The sequence below is a fragment of the Sphingomonas sp. genome (assembly GCF_019746015.1).
In the GTDB taxonomy this organism is placed as follows: domain Bacteria; phylum Pseudomonadota; class Alphaproteobacteria; order Sphingomonadales; family Sphingomonadaceae; genus Sphingomonas.
In genome coordinates this window covers 1-22,077 of sequence record NZ_JAIESM010000032.1, presented here as the reverse complement: position 1 = coordinate 22,077, position 22,077 = coordinate 1, and the positions used below count along the sequence as shown (strand labels likewise).

The window sequence follows — 22,077 nt, the reverse complement described above, 5'->3', positions numbered from 1 at the left end:
CCAGACCGGCCTATTGCCCGAAATCTGATCCTGCCGCCCGCGTCACCGCTTCGCGCGCGGCGGCGAGCAGGGCGCCGGCCTTTGCCTCGCATTCGCGCTGTTCATAGGCGGGGTCGCTGTCGGCGACGATGCCGGCGCCGGCCTGAACGTGCATGACCCCGTCCTTCACCACGGCGGTGCGCAGCACGATGCACGAGTCCATCGATCCATCGGGCGAGAAATAGCCGACGCCGCCGGCATAGGCGCCGCGCGCTTCATGCTCCAGCTCGGCGATGATCTCGCACGCGCGCACCTTTGGCGCGCCGGAGACGGTGCCGGCGGGAAAGCCCGCGAACAGCGCGTCGATCGCGTCATGCCCGGCGGCCAGCCGCGCGGTGACGTTGGAGACGATGTGCATGACATGGCTGTAGAATTCGATGCCATAGCTGTCGGTCACGCGGACCGACCCGGCCTCCGCCACGCGGCCTGCATCGTTGCGACCAAGATCGAGCAGCATCAGATGCTCGGCGCGTTCCTTGGCGTCGGCGAGCAGGCTCTGGCGGTTCGCCTCATCCTCCTCAGCATCGCGGCCGCGCGGGCGGGTGCCGGCAATCGGGCGGATCGTCACCTCGCCATCGCGCACCCGCACCAGGATTTCGGGGCTGGAGCCGGCCAGTGCAAAGCCCGGCAGATCGAGGAAATAGAGGAAGGGCGAGGGGTTGATCCGCCGCAGCGCGCGGTAAAGCTCGAACGGGGGCAGCGTGAAGGGCACGGTGAAGCGCTGCGCCAGCACCACCTGAAAAATGTCGCCCGCCTCGATATTGTCCTTGGCGCGGGCGACCATGCGGGCATAGGCGCCGTCGCCCAGCACCGGGGCCAGCGCCACCGGGTGCGGCTCGGCGCGGGCGGGCGCGGGCAGCGGCGCGGTGGCCAGCCGTGCCGCCGTCGCCTCGATCCGTTCGGCAGCCGCGCTCAGCGTCGCCTCCGCCGCGCCGCCCGGCCAGACCGGCGCGACGATGAACAATTGGTCGCTCAGCCGGTCGAACACCAGGATCACCGTTGGCCGCACGAACATCATGTCGGGCAGGCCAAGGCCCGGGTCGGCGGCACGCGGCAGCCGCTCGACCAGCCCCACCGTTTCATAGCCGAAATAGCCGACCAGACAGGCGAGTGCCCGGGGCAGCGCGGCGGGCACGTCCATCCGGCAACTGTCGACCAGTGCGCGCAGCGCCGCAAGCGTGGGCGCCGCGCACTCGGTGAAGGCGTTCGGGTCGTGCAGCCAGTGCGCGTTGATCGACGCGGTATCGCCGGCGGCGCGGAACACCAGATCGGGGGCAAGGCCGATCATCGAGTAACGGCCGCGCACCGCGCCGCCTTCCACCGATTCGAGCAGATAGTCGCCGCGCCCCGGCTCGATCAGCTTCAGTGCGGCGGCAACCGGCGTGTCGGTGTCGGCCAGCCGCACCTGCCACAGCAGCGCGGGACGCCCCGCCGCCAGCGCCGCGCGCGCCGCTGCCAGTCCCTGCACCTGCATCAGGGGGCAGTGGTGCCGCCGACCAGCTCGGCGCGCAGCCGGGCGACCTCGGCCTCGTTCACTTTCACGTTCAGCTGGCGGCGGACGGCTTTGACGAACTGTTCGGCCAGTTCGGGCCCGATCACACCGCCCAGCTCCGCCCGGCGCGCCGCCACGATGGCCGGCGTCGCGCTGGCATCGCCACGGTCGATGCGGGTCAGGTGGAGCACGAACCAGCCGCCATTTTGCGGTGCCTCGATCAGCTTGGCGGTGTTGTTGGCCATGCTGAACAGCAGCACCAGCGCCGGGGCCGGGCGGCCCTGCGACGCTTCCAGCTGGGCGCGGCTGGCGTTCACCGCTTCGGTGGGGGGCAGTTTCAGCCCGGTTGCCTTCAGCGCCTCGCTGAGCGGGGTGCCGCTGTTCACCGCGCTCACCACTTTGGCGGCAACCTGGCGCGCGGCCTGGCGGGCACGGTCGACGATGAAGTCGCGCACCAGCACCTCGCGCAGTTCGGCAAGCGGCGGCGTGGCCGGCGGCACGATGCGCGCGACGCTGACAATGGCGAAGGTGCCGTCGCGCTCGCCCATCGGGGCGATCTGAACGCCTTCGTCGGGATCGGTGGCGAACGCCGCCTTCAGGATCGGCTGGATCAGCGGGTTGGGGTTGAGCGCAGGATTGGCGGGATCGCGCCCCTCGGCCGTTACCGGGGGCGTGGTGGCGGCCTGCAGCTTCTGGCCCTGCACCAGCTCGTCGAAGGTGGCCTTCGAGTCGATCGCGTCGCCGATCCTGTCCTGCGCGGCGGTCATCGCCTCGGCGGTCTTGCGGGTGGTGAGTTCGGTGGTCAGCTCGGCGCGCGCCTGATCGAGCGTCTTGGCCGCGACCTTCTCGATCTTGTCGACGCGCGCGACCGTCCAGCCCAGCGGCGATTTGACCGGCCCGGCCACGCCGCCACGCGGTGCGGCGAACACGGCGGCGGCCAGATCCGCGCTGGTGCGCCCCGCATAGCTGCCCCGGTCGATGCCGGGGATGCTCGCCGCTTCCAGCCCGATGGCCTTGGCCGCGACAGCAAGCGCGGCGCCTGCCCTCACCTGCGCGGCAAGCGCGTCGGCCTTCGCCCGGTCCGGCACCACCACCTGCTGCACGTCGCGCTTTTCGCTGGCGGCAAAGCGGGCCGCCTGTGCACGATAGGCAGCGGCGATCTCCGCCTCGGTCGGCGTGGTGGCGGCGGCGCCCAGCGTCTGCGGCGCGACAATCGCATAACGGATCACCCGCCGTTCAGGCAGGCGATAGCGGCCCTGGTTGCGCTTGTAGAAAGTGGTGATTTCCGCTTCCGTCGGCGCGGCGGTGCTGGCCACGGCCTGCGCCGGGATCAGCGCGATCGTCCCGCTGCGCTTTTCCAGCAGCAGCGAGGCATAGGGCTGCGCCAGCTGCTGCGGGAATTGCCGGGCGGCCAGAATCGGCGTGGTCAGCTGCTCGTTCAGCACGCTGCGGGCGATGTCGGCGCGCAGGCCGCGATCAGTCTGTCCGATCTGGCGCAGCAGCGTTTCATAGGTCTTCTGGTCGAACTTGCCGTCCAACCCCTGGAAATTGGGAATGGCGGCAATCTGCTGGTCGACCATCGACTTGGGCACCGCCATGCCGTTCTGCTTCGCGAACTCTTCCATGGCCAGCCCGGCGATCATGCGGCTCAGCGTGCCGTCGAACCCGCCAGCCTCTGCGTAAAGCTGCGCGGTCAGGCCGGGCTGCTGGCGGCGGAAACCGTCGAGATCGTTCTTGAAGCGCTGGCGGAACTCGGCCGCGCTGATGCTCTTGCCGCCCACGGTGGCGACGGTGGTGTCCGCCGTGCCCGCCGCGCTCTGCACCCCGGTCACGTCGCCCAGCACAAAGGCGACCGCGATCACCATCAGCGCCGCCAGCGCCACGATAACGCCAAGGCGCGAATAGATGATGCGGCGGAACAGGCTGAGCATAAGCGATTGGATACCGTTGATGGTGACTGGAACCGTGCGCTTTAGGGGGGCTTGGCAAAAGCATCAAGGTTGCGCCGCACGGCATCTGCGCTAGAGCGCGGCAAACGCACATTGGGGGGAGGGCGCCATGCAGCGCAAGCTGATCGCGGGAAACTGGAAGATGAACGGGTCGCTGGCGGCGCTGGCCGAGCTTGACGCGATTGCCGTGGCAGCGGGCGAGGGTGGCGCGCCCGAGGTGGGCATCGCGGTGCCGGCGACGCTGATCGCGCCCGCCGCCGCGCGCGTGCCGGCCCTGGCGATCGGCGCGCAGGATGTGCACGGCGCGGATGCGGGCGCCCATACCGGCTGCGTTTCGGCAGCGATGGCGCGCGAGGCGGGCGCACGCTTCACCATTGTCGGCCATAGCGAGCGTCGCGCCGCGCAGGGCGAGAGCGATGCCGAGGTGAAGGCCAAGGCAGAGGCCGCGCGCCGCCACGGGCTGACGGTGATTCTGTGCGTGGGCGAGACGCTGGCCGAGCGCGACGCCGGGCGCGCGGTGGCGGTCGTCACCGGCCAGCTTGCAGGTTCGCTGCCGGCGGGGGCGGGGGGTGAGTGGCTGTCGATCGCCTATGAGCCCGTCTGGGCGATCGGCACCGGTCGCGTCGCCGAAGTGGGTGACGTCGCCGAGATGCACGCGGCGTTGCGCGCGGCGCTGGTCGAACGGCTGGGCGCGGCGGGCGCGGGGGTGCGGCTGCTCTATGGCGGGTCGGTGACGGCCGACAATGCGCCGGCGCTGCTGGCGACTGCCAATGTCGACGGCGCGCTGGTGGGCGGCGCGAGCCTGACGGCAGCCAAGTTCGTGCCGATCATCGCGGCCGGCGCCGGGGGCTGAGCGGTGCGCGGTATGCGCCGCTAGGAAAACTCAGCCGAACCGGCCCTTCAGCAATGCCCAGGCGGCTCGCAGGCCCAGCGCTTCGCCGCCCTTGGGGCGCGCCGGTTTGGCGGTGTTGCGCCAGGCAAAGGTGTCCAGATGCGCCCAGGCCGTCCCCTCCGGCACGAAGCGTTTCAGGAACAGCGCGGCGGTAATCGCGCCCGCCATGCCGCCATCGGGGGCGTTGACGATGTCGGCAATGTCCGACTTCAGCATCTCGTCATAGCCCGGCCAGAGCGGCAGCCGCCACAGTGGGTCGTGCATCGCGGTGCCGGCGGCCAGCAGATCGGCGGCCAGTCCCTCGTCATTGCTGAAGGTCGCGGGCAGGTCCGGCCCCAGCGCCACCCGCGCGGCGCCGGTCAGCGTGGCGAAATCCAGCATCAGCGCGGGCGCGCCTTCGCCCGCCCGGGTCAGCGCGTCGCCCAGGATCAGCCGCCCTTCGGCATCGGTATTGGTGTTTTCAACCGTCAGCCCCTGGCGCGTTTTCAGCACGTCGCCGGGGCGGAAGGCAGCGCCCGACACCGCATTTTCCACCGCCGGGATCAGCAGGTGCAGCCGCACCTTCAGCCCCGTGCTCATCACCAGCCCGGCGAGCGCCAGCGCATGCGCCGCGCCACCCATGTCCTTCTTCATCAGCCGCATGCCGGCCGAGGGTTTCAGGTCCAGCCCGCCCGAATCGAAGCACACGCCCTTGCCGATCAGCGCCAGCCGGGGGTGCGCGGGATCGCCCCATTCCAGCTCGATCAGCCGGGGTGCGCGCTCGCGCGTTGCCGCCTGGCCGACGGCGTGGATCATCGGATAGCCCTGCGCCAGCGCGTCGCCGCGCGTCACCGTGATGGTGGCGCCGTGCCGCCCGGCCAGTGCCTCGGCGGCGGCTTCCAGCTCGGCCGGGCCAAGGTCGCTCGCGCCTGTGTTCACCAGATCGCGCACCAGCGCCACCGCTTCGGCCAGCCGCACCGTTTCGTCGATGCGCGCCGGCTCGCTGGTCAGCAGCACGCGCGGCCCCTGCGGCTCACCCGCGCGATAGCGCTCGAACCGGTGCTGCGCGAGCAGCCAGCCCAGCCCCGCCGCGCCCAGCGCGCCGCTGGCCAGCCGGTAAATCCCCTCGGGCAGCACTTCGCCCTGGCTGGCGATGCGCCAGGGCGAACTTTCCTCCTCGTCGCAGACGAGCAGCGCCGACCAATCCTCCCCCTCGCCGGGCAGGATGGCGCGGTTGCCCGCCTTGCCGGTGATGCGCTGGGCGGCGATCAGCGCGCGGATCGCCGGCCGCTGCGCCGCCAGCCAGGTGGCGAAACTGTCCGGGTGGACGACATGGATCGCGCGTGCCGGCTGGCCGCGATCGGGCTGGAGCAGGGGGGCAAAGTCGGTCATTCGGCGGGCATCACCAGAAACTGCTCGAACCGGCGGGCACCGCCCGGCTCGCGATAGGTGATCACGTTCAGCACCCGGTCGGCATAGGTCACGCGGTAGTTGCGGTTGATGAACCCGCCGCGCGCGCGCGGGTTGCGCACCGGCTCGAACGATTTCGGCTCGCCCAGCGCCGACAGCGACTGGCGATAATCGCCCAGCGCCACATCGGTGAAATAGTAATTGGCATTCTCGGTCAGTAGCGCGCGGTCGAGCGTGCCGGCGCGCAGCTGGTCGAAAATCGCCCGTGCCTCCGCCGTGGCCGTGCCATCCGCCGGGGCTTTCACCGGCAGCACCAGCTTGGTGATCTGCCCGGCAATGCTGGTGAAGGCGTTGGAGAAATCGCCGTTCACCGCGACGATGATGGCCGCTTTCTGGTCCGGAAACACGATATTCTCGGTCAGGAAGCCCGGCGCTTCGCCCGAATGTTCGACGATGCGGCGCCCGTCGACCGTCTGGATGGTGACGCCCAGCCCGTAATTGGTGTTGCTGCCATCGGCCAGCCGGGTGGGCGTTTCCTGCGCCGCCCAGTCATCGGCGGGCATCAGGCTGCGGTTCATTCGCGCGATGTCCCATTTGGCGAGATCGCTGGGCGACATCGCCAGTTCGCCGGCGGCATAGAGCCAGCCACGGGCTGCCGGCTTTTCCACCCGCACCGGCCCCAGCGCAAAACGTTGATAGCCCTGCGGAAAACCGGGGCCGACGGCATCGTCCAGGCTGACCACCTTCATCCCCAGCGGCGCAAAGACGCGCGCCTGCAGAAACGCCAGCAGCGGCATGCCGGCCACTTTTTCCACCACCTGCCCCGCCACGACATAGGCCGTGTTCGAATATTGCCACTGGGTGCCGGGGGCGAAATCGAGCGGTTTCTTCGCCCAGCGGTCGATAATGCCCTGCGGTGTGGTGGGTTTGTCCATCGCGGCAAAGCTGTAATCCTGCGGCCAGTAATCCTGCAGGCCGGATGTGTGATCGAGCAGCTGGCGCAGCGTGATCGTGTCCGCCCCTGAAATATCAGGCAGATATTTGCCAACCTTGTCATTCAGGCTGAGCTTGCCTTCATCCTCCAGCAGCAAGAGCGCCGCGCCGGTGAACTGCTTGGATACCGACGCGATCTGATAGGGCGCATCGGTGCGCGCCGGGCCGCCGCTTTCGGACTGTTTGCCATAAGCGCGCGCGAACACCAGCCGCCCGTCGCGCACGATCGCGACCGAGGCGCTGGGCACGCCGGTGCGCTTCAGGCTGGTGGTCACGATGCTGTCGATCTGCCGGGCTTCGTCGGGGCTGATCTCCTGCGCGGCGGCGGGCGCGGCGATCATCAGCATCAGGGCGGCAAGCGAACGGATCATCGGCCTCTCCAACAAGGACTGTTCCAACAGCGTGTCTTGCAAAGCTGCGCTGGCGGGCGGGATGCTGTCCAGCGATTTTCGGTGTCCACGGGACGCTCTACTTGGCGGGCACCCCGAACAGGTCATGCTCGTCGGCGTCCTCGATCAGGGCGCCGACGATATCGCCTTGCTTCAGATGGCCGGCGTCGCGCAGATGGACCTCGCCGTCGATCTCCGGCGCGTCGGCCTGCGACCGGCCGGCGGCGCCGCCGCTCTCGGCATCGACGGCATCGATGATGACGGGCAGTGTCCGCCCGATCTTCGCCGCCAGCTTCTCGGCCGAAATCCGCGCGGTCAGCGCCATCAGCCGGGCATAGCGTTCTTCCTTCACCGCCTCCGGCACCGGGTCGGGAAGGGCATTGGCGGCCGCCCCTTCCACCGGCTCGAAGCGGAAGGCGCCCACCCGGTCGAGCTGCGCCTCGGCCAGCCAGTCGAGCAGATAGGCAAAATCATCCTCGGTCTCGCCCGGAAAGCCGACCACGAAGGTGGAGCGGATGGCAATGTCCGGGCAGATTGCGCGCCAGCCGCGGATGCGCTCCAGCACTTTCGCCTCATTGGCCGGCCGCCGCATCGCGCGCAGCACGGCCGGGCTCGCATGCTGGAAGGGAATGTCGAGATAGGGCGTCACCAGCCCCTGCGCCATCAGCGGGATGACCTGGTCGACATGCGGATAAGGATAGACATAGTGCAGCCGCACCCACACGCCCAGCTCGCCAAGCGCGGCGGCGAGGTCGGTCATGTGCGGGCGCAGCTCGCGGCCCCGCCACAGGCGTGGCTGGTCGCGGATGTCGACGCCGTAAGCCGATGTGTCCTGGCTGATCACCAGCAGCTCGCGGGTGCCCGCCTCGACCAGTTTCTCCGCCTCGCGCAAAATCGCATCGGGCCGCCGGCTGACCAGATCGCCGCGCAGCGAGGGGATGATGCAGAAGGCGCAGCGGTGGTTGCAGCCTTCGGAAATCTTCAGATAGCTGTAATGGCGCGGGGTCAGCTTCAGCCCGCTTTCGGGCACCAGATTGATGAAGGCGTTGGGCGGCATCGGCGCCGCCTCATGCACCGCGCCCACCACTTCCTCATACTGATGCGCGCCGGTCACCGCTAGCACATTGGGGAATTTCGCGCGGATCACCTCCGCTTCCTTGCCCATGCACCCGGTCACGATGACGCGGCCATTCTCGGCCATCGCCTCGCCGATGGCTTCGAGCGATTCCTCCTTGGCGGAATCGAGAAAACCGCAGGTGTTGACCAGCACGACATCGGCGCCGGCGTAATCGGCCGACATTTCATAGCCGTCGCTGCGCAGCTTGGTCAGGATGCGCTCGCTGTCGACCAGATTCTTGGGACAGCCGAGCGAGACCATGCCGATCTTGGGCGAAGGAGGGAGCGTGGTTGCCATGGATGGCGCGCACATAGCGTTTCGCGCCACGATTTCCTAGGGTGGCGCGATGGCCATGTTTCACCTGGTGCCACATCCGTCCTCGAACCCGCCCGCTGGCCGTGCCGTAGCGGTGCGCGTGGCGCGGCAAGGCGATGGGCTTACGCTGGACTATCTGGTCGGCGGCCCGGCAACGCTGATCGTTCCGCCGGTTGACGTGCCGGCACGGACCGATGGCCTTTGGCGGACCACCTGTCTCGAATTGTTCGCGGGCTTGGCGGGCGGCGCCTATCTGGAGTTCAATTTTTCGCCGTCCACGCGCTGGGCCGCCTATCGCTTTACCGGCTATCGTGACGGCATGACACCGCTCCCGCTCGCCGCGCCGCCGCGAGTGCTGCGGGGTGAAAGCGGGGCGCTGTCGCTTGCGGTCTCGCTGCCGCTCGCTTTGGAGAACGGCGCCGCTATCGGGCTGACCGCCGTGATCGAGGAAGCCGACGGGACCAAATCCTATTGGGCGCTGGCGCACGCACCAGGCCCGCCTGATTTCCACAACCGGGATTGCTTTATCGCCACCCTCCCGGCACCTGAGCGCTCATGAACTTCGGTATCGATCGCCTGCTCGCCGACCCTGAACTGCGCCGCCCGCTCGAAGGCAGGCGCGTGGCGTTGCTTGCGCACCCCGCCTCGCTCACGGATCGGCTGGAGCATAGCCTGGACGCGCTGGTGGCGGCGGGCGTGAACATCACTGCCATGTTCGGCCCGCAGCACGGTGTGCGCGGCGACCTGCAGGATAACATGATGGAGTCGCCCGACTTCACCGATCCGCGCTACGGCATTCCGGTGTTCAGCCTTTATGGCGAAGTGCGCCGCCCGACCGGGCAATCGATGCAGACCTTCGACGTGATGCTGGTCGATCTGCAGGACCTGGGCTGTCGCATCTACACCTATGTGACGACCCTGCTCTATGTGCTGGAGGCGGCCGCCCGGCACGGCAAGAGCGTGTGGGTGCTCGATCGGCCCAACCCGGCGGGCCGGCCCATCGAGGGGCTGGCGCTGCGCCCGGGCTGGGAAAGCTTTGTCGGCGCCGGCCCCCTGCCGATGCGGCACGGGCTGACCATGGGCGAGCTGGGGCGCTGGTTCATCGCGCATTACGGGCTGAACGTTGATTATCACGTCGTCGCCATGGAAGGGTGGGCGCCGGCGGAGGCGCCGGGCTTTGGCTGGCCGGCCGACCGGCTGTGGATCAACCCCAGCCCCAATGCCGCCAATCTCAACATGGCGCGCGCCTATGCCGGCACGGTTATGCTGGAGGGGACGACGCTGTCCGAAGGGCGCGGCACCACCCGGCCGCTCGAACTGTTCGGCGCGCCCGACCTACCCGCGCGGGAGGTGATGGCGGCGATGCGCCGGCTGGCGCCCGGCTGGCTGGCCGGCTGCGCCCTGCGTGAAATCTGGTTCGAGCCGACCTTCCATAAGCATATGAAGCAGCTGAACAACGGCGTGCACATCCATGCCGAGGGCAGCTTTTACGATCATGCCGCGTTCCGCCCCTGGCGATTGCAGGCACTGGCGTTCAAGGTGATCCGGCAGCTGCGCCCTGACTATCCGCTGTGGCGCGACTTCGCTTATGAATATGTGTTCGACCGGCTGGCCATCGACGTGATCAATGGCGGCCCGGCGCTGCGCGAGTGGGTCGACGATGCCGGTGCCGAGCCGGGCGATCTGGACGTGCTGACGGCCGCCGACGAGGCGGCCTGGGCGGAAGAACGCGCGCCGTTCCTGCTTTACTGACGCGCGCGCGTCAGCGCTTGCGGGTCAGCTCGCGCATCGCCTCGTCAAGCCCGTTGAGGGTGAGCGGATACATGCGGTCGTTCATCAGCTCGCGCACGATGCGGATCGACTGCGAATAGCCCCATTGCTCCTCGGGAATGGGGTTCAGCCACACCGCGGCGGGATAGGTGTTGGTCATCCGGTGCAGCCACACCGCACCCGATTCCTCGTTGAAATGCTCGACCGAACCGCCCGGATGGGTGATTTCATAGGGGCTCATCGACGCGTCGCCCACGAACACCAGCTTATAGTCATGGCCGAATTTGTGCAGCACGTCCCAGGTCGGCGTGCGTTCCGAAAAGCGGCGGCGATTGTCCTTCCACACGCCCTCATAGGGGCAGTTGTGGAAATAGAAGAATTCCATGTTCTTGAATTCGGCGGTCGCGGCGGAGAACAGCTCCTCGCACAGCTTCACCCACGGGTCCATCGATCCGCCAACGTCGAGGAACAGCAGCAGCTTCACCGCATTGTGCCGTTCGGGCCGCATATGAATGTCGAGCCAGCCCTGGCGCGCGGTGCCTTCGATCGTTGCGTCCAGATCAAGCTCGTCGGCCGCCCCTTCGCGGGCGAAGCGGCGCAGGCGGCGCAGCGCGATCTTGATGTTGCGTGTGCCCAGTTCGCGGGTGTTGTCCAGATTGCGGAATTCGCGCTGGTCCCACACTTTCAGCGCGCGCTTCTGCTTGCCCTCGCCGCCGATGCGCACGCCTTCGGGGTTGTAGCCCGAATTGCCATAGGGGCTGGTGCCGCCGGTGCCGATCCACTTGTTGCCGCCCTGGTGCCGGCCCTGCTGCTCGGCGAGGCGCTTCTGCAGCGTCGCCATGATCTCGTCCCACGACCCCAGCGATTCGATCTGCGCCATTTCCTCGGCGCTCAGATATTTCTGGGCCACCGCGCGCAGCCATTCGGCCGGAATTTCCGCATTGGTGGCGGCAAAGCTGGTTTCGATGCCCTTGAACACCTTGGCAAAGACCTGGTCGAACCGGTCGAGCAGCCCTTCGTCCTTCACATAGACCGAGCGCGACAGATAATAGAATTGGTCGGGCGTGCGGTCGATCACGTCCTTCGACAGGGCCTCCAGCAGGATGAGATGCTCTTTCAGGCTGGCGGGAATGCCGGCGCTGCGCAGCGCGTCGAGAAAGTTCAGGAACATCGCACGATCATGCCCGCGCGCCTGCGCCGACGCAATGCCGGGCATGCGGTGAAACGGCTTGCCCTCGCGCCGCTCGCGGGGGCGGGCCGCTGCATAGGTGACAGGGGCCAGCACCGGCGTGGAGTCGCGCAGCACGCCGGCGGCGACCGCCTGCTGGGCAGCAACCGTACCGGTCGCGGCGGCGGCCATGGTGGCGTTGGGTGGGGGCAGGGGCGCAGTGGCGGCAGGCGGGCGTGCCTGTACCGCCGTGACGGCGCCCAGCGGCAGTGGCGCGGTCATCGCCGTTCAGCGATAGGCGTCGATCAGCGCGCCGACATAATCGGGCTGCCGACCGGTAAGCTCGGGCGAGGGCTGGGCAGCCGGCGCGCGGTGCGCGACCGGGGTGCCATAGATGAAGCCATAGACCGGATAGACGCTGGACCCCAGCCCGGCGGTATCGCGGTACCAAACTTTCACCTGGCTCCAGTCATTGCCGGGGGAGACGTCGGTCAGCGTCACATCCTGTTCGGCATGGCCGCGCGACCCGTTCACGCGCGACCAGTTGGCATGGGTGACCATCACCACCCGCGCCTCGACAATGCGGCTGACCACCGCGACATGGCCCAGCGGCAGGCGCGACGACCGGGCAAAAACGATCACCGCGCCCGGGCGGGGGCTGTCGCCGCGCGCATATTGGCCGGCGGCCTTGTCCCACCAGGTCCACGCATCGCCATAGATCTGGATGCCAGAGGCGGCCCGGGCAAAGGGCACGCATTCGCCGACATAGTCCAGGAGCGTTGCCTGCGCGCCCGCGGGCAGCAGCACCGCCGCAATCAGTCCAGCCAGGGCACAGATCGTCCGCATTGCCCGGTCCATGCCATGGGCCGGGTAGCGCCGCGGTTGCCGAGCAGCGTTAACAGGCCGGCAAGCAATGCTTTTTTGGCGGTCAGCCCTTGTTCTGCTGGCGCTTGGCCATGAAGGCGAGGCGCTCGAACAGCATCACATCCTGCTCGTTTTTCAGCAGGGCGCCATGCAGCGGCGGTATCGCCTTGGTGGGATCGCGGTTCTGCAGCACCTCGAGCGGCATGTCTTCGTGCAGCAGCAGCTTCAGCCAGTCGAGCAGCTCGCTGGTCGACGGCTTCTTCTTCAGACCCGGCACCTCACGCACGTCATAGAAAATGTCCATCGCGCGGCTGACGAGCAGCTTCTGGATGCCGGGAAAGTGGACATCGACGATCGCCTGCATTGTGTCGCGGTCGGGGAATTTGATATAGTGGAAGAAGCAGCGGCGCAGGAACGCGTCGGGCAGTTCCTTTTCGTTGTTGCTGGTGATGACGACGATCGGGCGCTCATTGGCGCGCACCGTCTGCTTGGTTTCGTAGACATGGAATTCCATGCGATCGAGCTCGTGGAGCAGGTCGTTGGGGAATTCGATGTCGGCCTTGTCGATCTCGTCGATCAGCAGCACGGGCAGGGTCGGGCTTTCGAACGCCTCCCACAATTTGCCGCGGCGGATATAGTTGGCGATGTCGTGCACGCGCGGATCGCCAAGCTGGCCGTCGCGCAGGCGGGCGACCGCGTCATAGTCATACAGGCCCTGCTGCGCCTTGGTCGTCGATTTGATGTTCCATTCGATCAGCGGGGCGCCCGTCGCCTTGGCGATTTCATAGGCGAGCACGGTCTTGCCGGTGCCGGGCTCGCCCTTCACCAGCAGCGGGCGCCGCAGGGTGACGGCCGCGTTGACCGCAACCTTCAGATCGTCGGTCGCAACATAGCTCTCGGTACCGTCAAAACGCTTCATCGCCATCCCCGAATTCGAAAACCGGGTTTGGCATAGCGGCCTATCGGGCGGCCGCCAAGCGCTTCGCTCAGGCGTTGTTGCGGGCCGAGGCGCGCGCCTCCATCAGCGACCACAGGCCATTATGCTGGGCGAGCAGCTGTTGCGCGCCAAAGGCCATGGCGCGTTCGGCCGCCGGGCTTGCCGCGAGCGTCGCGACCAGCATGGCGGTGTCGGCATCGTCCGGCAGTTGGCAGGTGACCGGCGGCACGCCGAAGCGATCTGCAGCACGGTCCAGCACCGCGCGCACCGCGCGCCAGTCCGCCACCAGCGCCACCGCCGCGCCGACCGCGCAACCGCGCCGGTCCGACCGGGCGAGCGTGTCGAGCGCGTGGCGCTGCGACATGATGGTGCTGTCCGATTCGGCCTGGCCGGGCGTGGAGGGCAGGGGGCCTGCCGCCGCCGTCAGCCGGGCGAGCAGCGCGCGTTCGGCGGCAAAGGCTTCGACCGCCGCTTCCAGCCACGGCGCCCAGGCCGGCTGGGCGTTGCAGGCCAGCGCATGGTCGAGCAGCCCGGGCTGCCGGCCGTGGAGCATGCACAGCGCGTGCACCGCATCGGCCACGTCGCGGGCGAGCGCGTTGCTGCGCGCCAGGGTGCCGACAAAGCGGTGCTGGCCGCTGCCGTCCGCGGACATGAGCCCGCGCACCATTCCCCAGCTGCCATCGAACTGGCCATTGATTGACGGGTCGAGCGCCATGTGTTGCCTCCATCCAAGACGCTGACGCGGCCCCACCCAGCACGCCATGCCGGGAATTGACTTACCGCAACGCTCGTAAAGACCGGGTTTATTGGCGATTAAATGATTGCTAGCCGTGTTTGCCAAGGCGCGAGGTAGACAGTGTCGTGGACACTGAAAACAGGTTGTCAGGCAAAATGTATTGCCGTTATAACATGGTGCATCACATGCGTTACGCCCTTGTCCCGATCGTCCTTTTAGCGCTCGCCGGGGCCAGCGCGCCGCCCGACCGGCAAAGTGCGGCGGCGACCGAGCTGACCACCACGCCCGGCGCGCTGGTGGAGGCCGAGGTGGAGGGCAAGCCGGTCAGGCTTCAACTGCGCGCCGGCGGCCCCGACCGGCTGATCCTGAACGGGGAGACGGTGGCGCGGCTGGGCATCAAGCGCGCGGACTTTTTCGGCAGCGCGAGCTTCAGCGTCGCCGGACGGCGCGAGTTCAAAGGGGAGAGCCGGCCGCTCGATTTCGTGATCGGCGGCATGAAGCAGAAGGGCCGCGCCTTCTGGTTCACTGACGCGCCGCCCCAGACCGGGGACGGCTCCATCGGCCCGCTCGCACTGCCCCAGGCGCGGTTGCGGTTCGACCTTGGCCCGGCGGCCGCCGACCAGAAGCTTTACGCCTTTCCCTATTATGGCGCGATCAACGGCCAGAGCCTGACCGCGCATGAGCTGAGCCCCGGGCTGCGCATGGGGGTGTCGTTCGATCTGGAGGAGACCGGGCCGTATCCGATCGCCTCCGCTGCCGCCGGTGCGGTGATTGCGAACGATCATGGCGGCACGGTGAGCGGCGCCAGCTGGGACGTCGAGATCATCTTCGGCGTGAAGCGCCCGGTGCGGCTGATGACGCTGGAGCGCCCGTTCGTGTTCGGCCCGTTCGCGTTCCGCCAGATTGCCGTGCGCGTACGCAACCGGGTGGATGCCGCCGGCCATGGCGCCGACATTCCCGAGGCCGGCGCGGTGGAAGACCCGTCCGAAGTCGTCGTCACCGCCAATGCAAAGGGGGTGAAGCCGGTGCACAGCTTCGCCATTCCCCGTGCGGCCTTTGCGCCCTGTTCGACACTGCTGTTCGACAAGGCCGCAAAGACGATCAGCGTGATGTGCCGCCCGGCGGTTTAAATGGGGACAGTCCCTATTTATTGAGGCGGGGGCGGCCGCGCGGTCTTGGTTCGGGAAGCGGGCCGCCCGCCACCACGACCCGCCCGAGCGGCCGGCCGGATCGCATCGCTGCCTCGACCGCGTCGTCGCGCGCGCTGGCGTCGGCACCATCGGCCAGATAGGCGCGCCAGTTGGTAACGGGGAAGGCGTGGTCCAGGTCGGTCAGGCCATCGCCCGCGCCGTCGATATGCGCGCGGGCGCTCGACCAGGGCCAGTGCTCGGCGGCAGCGACGAGCCCGGCCTTGACCGGGTTGTTCTCGACATAACGCACCGCGATCATCAAATGCGCCATGTCCATGGGATAGCTGGCGTAACGCCCCTGAAAGAGATGGCCCGAAAGCCCCTCGCGCAGGTTGATGCGCTGGGCATAGCTGGTGTGCGTGCGCGAGAGGACCGCGCGCAGGGCATCGGCCGAGGGCGGCACGAGGACGAGGTGGACATGGTTGCTCATCAGGCACCAGGCCAGGCAGCGCACATCATGCTCCGCGCAGTGGCCGGCGAGCAGCTCGAGATAGCGGCGCCGATCGCTGACGGCGTAGAAGATCGGCTGCTGGCGATTGCCGCGCTGGATGACGTGGTGGGGGCAGTCCGGAACGACGATGCGAGCGGTACGCGGCATGCCGCCACCTCATAAATGGGGACAGTCCCCTATTTATGTGAAACGACCAACGCCCGCAACATAAATGGGGACTGTCCCCATTTATTGGTCCAGGAACGACCGCATCTTGCGGCTGCGGCTGGGGTGCTTCAGCTTCCTCAGTGCCTTGGCCTCGATCTGGCGAATGCGTTCGCGCGTCACGCTGAACTGCTGGCCGACTTCCTCCAGCGTGTGGTCGGTGTTCATGCCGATGCCGAAGCGCATGCGCAGCACGCGCTCCTCGCGCGGGGTGAGGCTGGCGAGCACCCGCGTCACCGTTTCCTTCAAATTCGCCTGGATCGCCGCGTCGACCGGGATCACCGCATTCTTGTCCTCGATGAAATCGCCGAGATGGCTGTCCTCCTCGTCGCCGATCGGCGTTTCGAGGGAGATCGGCTCCTTGGCGATCTTCATCACCTTGCGGACCTTTTCGAGCGGCATCGAGAGGCGCTCGGCCATTTCCTCCGGCGTCGGCTCGCGGCCCTGCTCGTGCAGGAACTGGCGGCTGGTGCGCACCAGCTTGTTGATCGTCTCGATCATGTGGACCGGGATGCGGATCGTGCGCGCCTGGTCCGCAATCGAGCGCGTGATCGCCTGGCGGATCCACCAGGTCGCATAGGTGCTGAACTTGTAGCCGCGGCGATACTCGAACTTGTCGACCGCTTTCATCAGGCCGATATTGCCTTCCTGGATGAGGTCCAGGAACTGCAGGCCGCGGTTGGTGTATTTCTTGGCGATCGAGATGACGAGGCGCAGATTGGCCTCGACCATTTCCTTCTTGGCGATGCGGGCTTCGCGCTCGCCCTTCTGCACCATGTTCACAATGCGGCGGAATTCGGCGAGCGACATGCCCGTTGCCTGCGCGATTTCACCGATTTCCACGCGGATACGGTCCACCGCCTCGGCCTCGTTCTCGGCAAAGGCGCGCCACTTCTTGTCCAGCTTTTCAACCGTTGCCAGCCAGGTCTCGTCCAGCTCATTGCCGACATAGCGGTCGAGGAAATCCTTGCGGCTCACCTTGTGCCGCTCGGCCAGGCGCAGCATCTGCCCGCCCAGTGCGGTGAGCCGGCGGTTGAAGGCATAAAGCTGGTCGACCAGATATTCGATCTTGGCCTGGTGGAACTGCACGCTTTCCACTTCCGCGGTCAGTTCCTCGCGCAGCTTCTGGTACTTGCGTTCATCGGCCGTCGAGAGTTCGCCGCCCGCCGCCATCGCGTCCAGACGCTTGGCCTGCATCTTCGAGAAGGTCTTGAAGATGGCGGTGATGTTCGCGAATTTTTCCAGCGCCTGGGGCTTGAGCTGCTCCTCCATCTGGGCAAGGCTCAGCGTGTTGTCCTCGTCGTCATCGTCGCTGGGGCGCGGGGTGCGCCGCTCGGTCATCGATTCCTCGTCATCCTCCTCGGCGGCGACTTCCTCGACTTCCTCTTCTTCCTTGTAGCTGGGGCCGGCGTTGCGCTCCGAAATCTCGCCGTCGCCGCCTTCCTCCTCCAGATTCTCGGGCGCCGGCCCCTTGGAGAGCATGGCGTCGAGATCGAGGATTTCGCGCAGCTGCATGCTGCCTTCGTTGAGCTGGGTCGACCAGTCGATGATGGCGTTGAAGGTGATCGGGCTTTCGCACAGGCCCAGGATCATGGTGTCGCGGCCCGCCTCGATCCGCTTGGCGATGGCGATCTCGCCCTCGCGGCTCAGCAGTTCCACCGCGCCCATTTCGCGCAGATACATGCGCACCGGGTCGTCGGTGCGATCGACGGTTTCCTTCTTCTTGGTCTCAAGCGCGGGGGCGGCATCGTCGCCGCTGTCGGCGGTGTCGATCTCGTCGTCGCCCGCGTCCTCGCTATCGCCGTCTTCGCCGGCGTCCTCATTCTCGACGATGTTGACGCCCATTTCGTTGAGCGCCGACATGATGTCTTCAAGCTGGTCGGAGCTCATCTGCTCCTGCGGCAGCGCCTCGTTCAGCTGGTCATAGGTGATGTAGCCGCGCTTCTTGGCGCGGGCGATCAGCTTCTTTACCGACGCATCGTTCAGGTCGATGAGCGGCGCGTCGCCGGCTTCCATCGTTTCGTCCCCTGCCGCATTAGCTTTCGCCATACTCAACTCTACTCCGTTTCGCCGTCGGCGAGCCCCGCCAGATATGCCGTTTCGTAAAGTGCCGATTGCCGGGCGCGCAAGGCGGCGCGCGCCTGTTCAAGCGCCTCATAATGTTCCAGCGCGGTGTCGGCCGTGATCCGCGCCGTCAGTTCTTCCAGTTCGGCGAGGATTTCCTGCTCCTCCACCAGATATTCAACCAGTCCCCCCAAAGCCCGAACCGCCGATGCCGGTTCCGCGTCCCAGCGAAAGCGAAGATCGGCGCATAGATCGGCCCGGCTCTGTGGTTTCAGACGATTGGCCGTCAATATGGACTGTATCGCGTCTTCATCAAGCCCCGGCCGCTTGATCACGGCTTCTACCAGCGTTTCGCGCCACGGCAGCAGCAATTCGTGGCGAATCGGCAACAGGCTGATCGGCTCCAGCACCACGTTCAGCACCTGCGGATAGCGCGACAGCCCGAACAGCGCAGAGCGGGTGAAGCTGTGATACAGGTCGCGCGGGCCATGCGGGCCGCTGGCGACGGCGGCCTGGCCGATCACCCGGCGCTCGGCGCGCTTCCAGCCGAATTCCTCGAAAAACAGGTCGTTGAAGGCGCGGCGATATTCATATTTGACGAGGCCGTTGCCGATTTCCTCGGCCAGCGCGTTGATCCGCTGGCGCAGTGCCGCGCGGCCTTCCGGCGTTTCGGTGCGGGTCTGTGCGCGTTCCGCCTCGTACAGGATCTGGATCAAGGGGCGGCGCGCCTCGGTCGCGGCCTCGAACGCGGCCGGCCCCGCCTCGCGCAGCAGGTCGTCGGGGTCCTTGCCCTGGGGCAGGCCGACAAAGCTCAGCGACTTGCCCGGCTCCAGCCGGGGCACCGCGCGCTGCGCCGCGCGGATCGCCGCCTTCTGCCCCGCGCTGTCGCCATCGAAGCAGAGCAGCGGCACTTCCACCTGGCGCCACAGCAGGTCGAGCTGTTCCGCCGTCAGCGCGGTGCCCAGCGGGGCGACGGCCTCCGCGATCCCCGCCTGGGCAAGCGCGATCACGTCCATATAGCCCTCGACCACGATCAGCCGTCCGGCCTTGCGCGCCGCGGGCGCTGCGCGATCGAGATTGTAGAGCGTGCGCCCCTTGTCGAACAGCGGCGTGTCCGGCGAATTCAGATATTTGGGCTCGCCCGTGCCGATCACCCGCCCGCCAAAGGCAATCACCCGCCCGCGCGCATCGCGGATGGGAATCATCAGCCGGCCGCGAAACCGGTCATAGGGCTCCTTGTCCTCGACCTGGATCAGCAGCCCCGCCTCGACCAGCACCGCGTCGCCATAGCGGGCCAGCGCCGCGCGCAGCCGCCCGCGCGCATCGGGCGCATAGCCCAGGCCAAAGCTGCGCGCCGTCTCCGCATTCACCCCGCGCCGCTCGAGCAGCGCACGCGCCTCGCCACCCTCGATCCCGTTCAGCTGCTCAGTGAACCAGGCGGCAGCATCGGCCATCGCCTCGTGCAGCCCGCGCGCGCGCTCGGCGCCGGCGGCCGCGCGCGGATCGGGGGCGGGCACCTCCATGCCGGCCGCCTGGGCCAGCTCCTTTACCGCGTCCATGAACGGCAGGCCGCGCTGGTCGGTCATCCAGCGGATCGCGTCGCCATGCGCCGTACAGCCGAAGCAGTGGTAAAAGCCCTTGTCGTCGTTGACGTAGAAGCTGGGTGTCTTCTCCTGGTGGAAGGGGCAGCACCCTTTGAACTCGCGGCCCGCCTTGGTCAGCTTCACGCTCTTGGCGATCAGCGTGGACAGCGTGGTGCGCGCGCGCAATTCGTCGAGGAACTGGGGGGAGAGAGTCATCGGGCGTCGCTCCCCCTCCCGCCGGCGGGAGGGGGTTGGGGGTTAGGGTCACAATCGCCGTTCGTCCGGAGCGCAGTCGAGGGACGTGCCGCCGCACACGGGAAAAGCCCCATCACCCCGCCAGCGCCGCTTTCACCAGGCCGCTGGCGCGCGCCATGTCGAGCCGGGTGGCGTGGCGTTCCTTCAGCACCGCCATCACGCGGCCCATGTCCTTCACGCTGGCGGCGCCCAGTTCGGCCTTGATCGCCTCGATCGCGGCGCGGGTGTCGTCGTCGCTCATCTGCTGCGGCAGGAAGCGCTCGATCACGGCCACTTCGGCGGCTTCCACATCGGCCAGTTCCTGGCGCCCGCCCTTTTCATACATTTCGATCGATTCGCGGCGCCGCTTCACCATTTTCTGCAGCACTTCCACGACGAGCGCGTCGTCATCGGCCGGGGCGCCGCCGGTGCGCGCCTCGATGTCGCGATTCTTGATCTCGCTCTGGATCAGGCGGATCGCCGCCGTGCCGGCCTTGTCGCCCCCCTTCATGGCGGCGACCAGCGCGGCCTTGATGTCATCACGAATCATGTGTGGTCCCTTTGGATTGTGATTCGCCAGACTAGGCGCGCTGCACGGGCTTTAACAGATTGACGGTCGCCGCCATCGCGCCTAGCGGGAATGGCTTAGCGACATCGCCACCCTGTCTGACGGAGCGTTCCCCCGAATGGCCCAAGCTGCGCCCATGCCTGCCTCCTCGCCTGCCTCCAAGTCTTCCGCGCCGCCGGTCTCCGCGCCCGCAAAGCCGGAGGGCGCCACCGGCGTGCTGGTGCTGGCCGATGGCACGCTGGTGTGGGGCCATGGCTTTGGCGCCGAAGGGGCAGCGGTGGGCGAGGTGTGCTTCCACACCGCGATGACGGGCTATCAGGAAATCATGACCGACCCCAGCTTTGCCGGGCAGGTCATCACCTTCACCTTCCCGCATATCGGCAATGTCGGCACCAATGCCGAGGATGTGGAGGCAAACACGCCGCACGCGCTGGGCATGATCGTGCGGGAGAGTGTGACCGAACCGAGCAACTTTCGCAGCACCCAGCATCTGGACGGCTGGTTGAAGGCGCATGGCCGCATCGGCCTGGCCGGTATCGACACGCGCGCGCTCACCCGGCGCATCCGCGCGGGCGGGGCGCCCAACGGGGTGATCGCGCATGCGGCAGACGGCGTGTTCGACGTGCCGGCGCTCCTCGCCCGCGCGCGCGGCTGGCCGGGGCTGGAGGGGATGGACCTGGCCAAGGACGTGACCGTCGATGCCGATTATGGCTGGACGGGCGGCGCGTGGACCTTGGGTCATGGCTATGCGGGGGAGGGTGGCGAAGGCGCCTCGACTGCGCTCGGCACGAACGGGGGGAAAGAGACGCCCGCCGCTACGCCGCCGTTCGTCCCGAGCGAAGTCGAGGGACGCGCCACCGGGCGTCGCCCCCATGTCGTCGCCATCGATTATGGCGCCAAGCGCAACATCTTCCGAAACCTGGTCACCGCCGGCGCGCGGGTGACGGTGCTGCCGGCAACGGCAAGCTTCGATCAGGTGATGGCGCTGTCGCCCGACGGTTTCTTCCTGTCGAACGGCCCGGGCGATCCGGCGGCGACGGCGGACTATGCGGTGCCGGTGATCCGCCAGATGCTGGCAACGGGCAAGCCGCTGTTCGGCATTTGCCTTGGCCACCAGCTGCTGGGGCTGGCGGTGGGGGCGCGCACCGAAAAGATGCACCAGGGCCACCGCGGCGCCAACCACCCGGTCAAGCGGTTGAGCGACGGTGCGGTGGAAATCACCAGCATGAACCACGGCTTCGCGGTGGCGCGGGACTCGCTGCCCGAGGGCGTGCGCGAAACGCATGTCAGCCTGTTCGACGGATCGAACGCCGGGATCGAACTGACCGACAAGCCCGCCTTCAGCGTGCAATACCACCCCGAGGCCAGCCCGGGGCCGCAGGACAGCTTCTATTTGTTTGAGAAGTTTGTGGGGATGATGGGAGGACACTGATGGCAACAGTGCGAAAATTTGAGGTTGAGCGTCTCGACAACGCCCGACCGCATGATGAGGTCGAATTGGCTGTCGTGCGGCTGGTCGACTGCGGCCGAGAGAAATTCATTCAGATTGACACCTACGGCCGCGAAACACGGGAAGTGCCTCGCAAGCTATCGCAGACAACTCGTCTCGATAAAGCCGCATTCGAGAAGCTTGTCGAACTCGGGAAACAACACTTCTAATGCCCAAACGCACCGACATTTCCTCGATCCTCGTCATCGGCGCAGGTCCCATCGTCATCGGCCAGGCGTGCGAG

At 67.5% G+C, this 22,077-nt stretch carries 19 protein-coding genes; 6 read left to right on the top strand and 13 right to left on the bottom strand.

Translation table 11 applies throughout. The features are described 5' to 3' along the window. Positions 1–10: 10 nt before the first annotated feature. Both K2Y03_RS04525 and K2Y03_RS04520 read right to left on the bottom strand, forming a co-directional pair. Positions 11–1,513 carry an anthranilate synthase component I family protein gene (locus K2Y03_RS04525; protein ID WP_294088606.1) on the bottom strand — a complete coding sequence of 501 codons (1,503 nt, stop codon included), beginning with the start codon at positions 1,511–1,513 and terminating at the stop codon, positions 11–13. Continuing rightward, on the bottom strand, positions 1,513–3,462 hold the full coding sequence (locus K2Y03_RS04520; RefSeq protein ID WP_294088605.1) for a peptidylprolyl isomerase: 1,950 nt from the start codon (positions 3,460–3,462) through the stop codon (positions 1,513–1,515). The genes K2Y03_RS04525 and K2Y03_RS04520 overlap by 1 nt, the downstream gene beginning before the upstream one ends. 127 nt (positions 3,463–3,589) lie before the next feature. Between K2Y03_RS04520 and tpiA the strand changes: the two genes are divergently transcribed. Continuing rightward, positions 3,590–4,333: a triose-phosphate isomerase gene (tpiA, locus tag K2Y03_RS04515; RefSeq protein ID WP_294088603.1), complete on the top strand. Its 744-nt coding sequence runs from the start codon at positions 3,590–3,592 to the stop codon at positions 4,331–4,333. Between the two features lie 30 nt (positions 4,334–4,363). Here the strand turns inward: tpiA and K2Y03_RS04510 are convergent, their stop codons facing one another. The 3 genes from K2Y03_RS04510 to rimO form a co-directional block, all read right to left on the bottom strand. Continuing rightward, positions 4,364–5,743, bottom strand: coding sequence for a M17 family metallopeptidase (locus tag K2Y03_RS04510; RefSeq protein WP_294088602.1), 1,380 nt, complete (start codon positions 5,741–5,743; stop codon positions 4,364–4,366). Beyond that, complete coding sequence (locus tag K2Y03_RS04505) at positions 5,740–7,125, bottom strand: serine hydrolase (protein WP_294088601.1); 1,386 nt, start codon at positions 7,123–7,125, stop codon at positions 5,740–5,742. The genes K2Y03_RS04510 and K2Y03_RS04505 overlap by 4 nt, the downstream gene beginning before the upstream one ends. A gap of 97 nt (positions 7,126–7,222) precedes the next feature. Further along, a complete protein-coding gene (gene rimO, locus K2Y03_RS04500) occupies positions 7,223–8,557 on the bottom strand; it encodes a 30S ribosomal protein S12 methylthiotransferase RimO (protein WP_294088600.1) in 1,335 nt (444 codons plus the stop codon). A 49-nt stretch (positions 8,558–8,606) separates the two neighbouring features. Between rimO and K2Y03_RS04495 the strand changes: the two genes are divergently transcribed. Together K2Y03_RS04495 and K2Y03_RS04490 are read left to right on the top strand one after the other, a co-directional pair. Continuing rightward, entirely contained in the window at positions 8,607–9,134 is a 528-nt protein-coding gene (locus tag K2Y03_RS04495) for a DOMON-like domain-containing protein (RefSeq protein WP_294088599.1), read from the top strand. Further along, positions 9,131–10,327 (top strand): DUF1343 domain-containing protein, encoded by a 1,197-nt coding sequence (locus K2Y03_RS04490; protein ID WP_294088598.1) that lies wholly within the window; start codon positions 9,131–9,133, stop codon positions 10,325–10,327. Before K2Y03_RS04495 ends, K2Y03_RS04490 begins: the two co-directional genes overlap by 4 nt. Before the next feature lie 10 nt (positions 10,328–10,337). Here K2Y03_RS04490 and K2Y03_RS04485 read toward each other — a convergent pair whose 3' ends face one another. The 4 genes from K2Y03_RS04485 to K2Y03_RS04470 all read right to left on the bottom strand — a co-directional run bounded on the left by K2Y03_RS04485 (position 10,338) and on the right by K2Y03_RS04470 (position 14,029). Further along, positions 10,338–11,516, bottom strand: coding sequence for a VWA domain-containing protein (locus tag K2Y03_RS04485; RefSeq protein WP_294088774.1), 1,179 nt, complete (start codon positions 11,514–11,516; stop codon positions 10,338–10,340). Positions 11,517–11,801: 285 nt separating this feature from the next. Then, positions 11,802–12,359, bottom strand: a complete 558-nt coding sequence (locus K2Y03_RS04480) for a CHAP domain-containing protein (RefSeq protein WP_294088597.1) — start codon at positions 12,357–12,359, stop codon at positions 11,802–11,804. Positions 12,360–12,441: 82 nt separating this feature from the next. Continuing rightward, a complete protein-coding gene (locus K2Y03_RS04475) occupies positions 12,442–13,296 on the bottom strand; it encodes a MoxR family ATPase (RefSeq protein WP_294088596.1) in 855 nt (284 codons plus the stop codon). A 67-nt stretch (positions 13,297–13,363) separates the two neighbouring features. Then, positions 13,364–14,029 (bottom strand): hypothetical protein, encoded by a 666-nt coding sequence (locus K2Y03_RS04470; protein ID WP_294088595.1) that lies wholly within the window; start codon positions 14,027–14,029, stop codon positions 13,364–13,366. Positions 14,030–14,235: 206 nt separating this feature from the next. Here K2Y03_RS04470 and K2Y03_RS04465 point away from each other — a divergent pair, with 206 nt between their 5' ends. Continuing rightward, entirely contained in the window at positions 14,236–15,180 is a 945-nt protein-coding gene (locus tag K2Y03_RS04465; RefSeq protein ID WP_294088594.1) for a hypothetical protein, read from the top strand. A gap of 13 nt (positions 15,181–15,193) precedes the next feature. Here the strand turns inward: K2Y03_RS04465 and K2Y03_RS04460 are convergent, their stop codons facing one another. The 4 genes from K2Y03_RS04460 to K2Y03_RS04445 all read right to left on the bottom strand — a co-directional run bounded on the left by K2Y03_RS04460 (position 15,194) and on the right by K2Y03_RS04445 (position 20,326). Further along, positions 15,194–15,838: a transposase gene (locus K2Y03_RS04460; protein ID WP_294088593.1), complete on the bottom strand. Its 645-nt coding sequence runs from the start codon at positions 15,836–15,838 to the stop codon at positions 15,194–15,196. A gap of 81 nt (positions 15,839–15,919) precedes the next feature. Then, complete coding sequence (gene rpoD, locus K2Y03_RS04455) at positions 15,920–17,944, bottom strand: RNA polymerase sigma factor RpoD (RefSeq protein ID WP_294088592.1); 2,025 nt, start codon at positions 17,942–17,944, stop codon at positions 15,920–15,922. An 8-nt stretch (positions 17,945–17,952) separates the two neighbouring features. Then, positions 17,953–19,758: a DNA primase gene (gene dnaG, locus K2Y03_RS04450; RefSeq protein WP_294088591.1), complete on the bottom strand. Its 1,806-nt coding sequence runs from the start codon at positions 19,756–19,758 to the stop codon at positions 17,953–17,955. A gap of 112 nt (positions 19,759–19,870) precedes the next feature. Beyond that, positions 19,871–20,326: a GatB/YqeY domain-containing protein gene (locus tag K2Y03_RS04445; RefSeq protein ID WP_294088590.1), complete on the bottom strand. Its 456-nt coding sequence runs from the start codon at positions 20,324–20,326 to the stop codon at positions 19,871–19,873. 154 nt (positions 20,327–20,480) lie between these two features. Between K2Y03_RS04445 and carA the strand changes: the two genes are divergently transcribed. Then, positions 20,481–21,776, top strand: coding sequence for a glutamine-hydrolyzing carbamoyl-phosphate synthase small subunit (gene carA / locus K2Y03_RS04440; RefSeq protein WP_294088588.1), 1,296 nt, complete (start codon positions 20,481–20,483; stop codon positions 21,774–21,776). Continuing rightward, complete coding sequence (locus K2Y03_RS04435; protein WP_294088586.1) at positions 21,776–22,003, top strand: hypothetical protein; 228 nt, start codon at positions 21,776–21,778, stop codon at positions 22,001–22,003. The genes carA and K2Y03_RS04435 overlap by 1 nt, the downstream gene beginning before the upstream one ends. Positions 22,004–22,077 lie beyond the last annotated feature (74 nt).

What these genes read in the sequence shown, in the direction of transcription:
- K2Y03_RS04510 (WP_294088602.1), bottom strand. Translation starts at nt 5,743, where the DNA reads ATGACCGACTTTGCCCCCCTGCTCCAGCCCGATCGCGGCCAGCCGGCA.
- K2Y03_RS04480 (WP_294088597.1), bottom strand. Translation starts at nt 12,359, where the DNA reads ATGCGGACGATCTGTGCCCTGGCTGGACTGATTGCGGCGGTGCTGCTG.
- carA (WP_294088588.1), top strand. Translation starts at nt 20,481, where the DNA reads ATGCCTGCCTCCTCGCCTGCCTCCAAGTCTTCCGCGCCGCCGGTCTCC.
- rimO (WP_294088600.1), bottom strand. Translation starts at nt 8,557, where the DNA reads ATGGCAACCACGCTCCCTCCTTCGCCCAAGATCGGCATGGTCTCGCTC.
- K2Y03_RS04460 (WP_294088593.1), bottom strand. Translation starts at nt 15,838, where the DNA reads ATGCCGCGTACCGCTCGCATCGTCGTTCCGGACTGCCCCCACCACGTC.
- K2Y03_RS04495 (WP_294088599.1), top strand. Translation starts at nt 8,607, where the DNA reads ATGGCCATGTTTCACCTGGTGCCACATCCGTCCTCGAACCCGCCCGCT.
- K2Y03_RS04505 (WP_294088601.1), bottom strand. Translation starts at nt 7,125, where the DNA reads ATGATCCGTTCGCTTGCCGCCCTGATGCTGATGATCGCCGCGCCCGCC.
- K2Y03_RS04525 (WP_294088606.1), bottom strand. Translation starts at nt 1,513, where the DNA reads ATGCAGGTGCAGGGACTGGCAGCGGCGCGCGCGGCGCTGGCGGCGGGG.
- K2Y03_RS04470 (WP_294088595.1), bottom strand. Translation starts at nt 14,029, where the DNA reads ATGGCGCTCGACCCGTCAATCAATGGCCAGTTCGATGGCAGCTGGGGA.
- K2Y03_RS04490 (WP_294088598.1), top strand. Translation starts at nt 9,131, where the DNA reads ATGAACTTCGGTATCGATCGCCTGCTCGCCGACCCTGAACTGCGCCGC.
- K2Y03_RS04465 (WP_294088594.1), top strand. Translation starts at nt 14,236, where the DNA reads ATGCGTTACGCCCTTGTCCCGATCGTCCTTTTAGCGCTCGCCGGGGCC.
- K2Y03_RS04485 (WP_294088774.1), bottom strand. Translation starts at nt 11,516, where the DNA reads ATGTTCCTGAACTTTCTCGACGCGCTGCGCAGCGCCGGCATTCCCGCC.
- dnaG (WP_294088591.1), bottom strand. Translation starts at nt 19,758, where the DNA reads ATGACTCTCTCCCCCCAGTTCCTCGACGAATTGCGCGCGCGCACCACG.
- K2Y03_RS04520 (WP_294088605.1), bottom strand. Translation starts at nt 3,462, where the DNA reads ATGCTCAGCCTGTTCCGCCGCATCATCTATTCGCGCCTTGGCGTTATC.
- K2Y03_RS04445 (WP_294088590.1), bottom strand. Translation starts at nt 20,326, where the DNA reads ATGATTCGTGATGACATCAAGGCCGCGCTGGTCGCCGCCATGAAGGGG.
- K2Y03_RS04475 (WP_294088596.1), bottom strand. Translation starts at nt 13,296, where the DNA reads ATGAAGCGTTTTGACGGTACCGAGAGCTATGTTGCGACCGACGATCTG.
- rpoD (WP_294088592.1), bottom strand. Translation starts at nt 17,944, where the DNA reads ATGGCGAAAGCTAATGCGGCAGGGGACGAAACGATGGAAGCCGGCGAC.
- K2Y03_RS04435 (WP_294088586.1), top strand. Translation starts at nt 21,776, where the DNA reads ATGGCAACAGTGCGAAAATTTGAGGTTGAGCGTCTCGACAACGCCCGA.
- tpiA (WP_294088603.1), top strand. Translation starts at nt 3,590, where the DNA reads ATGCAGCGCAAGCTGATCGCGGGAAACTGGAAGATGAACGGGTCGCTG.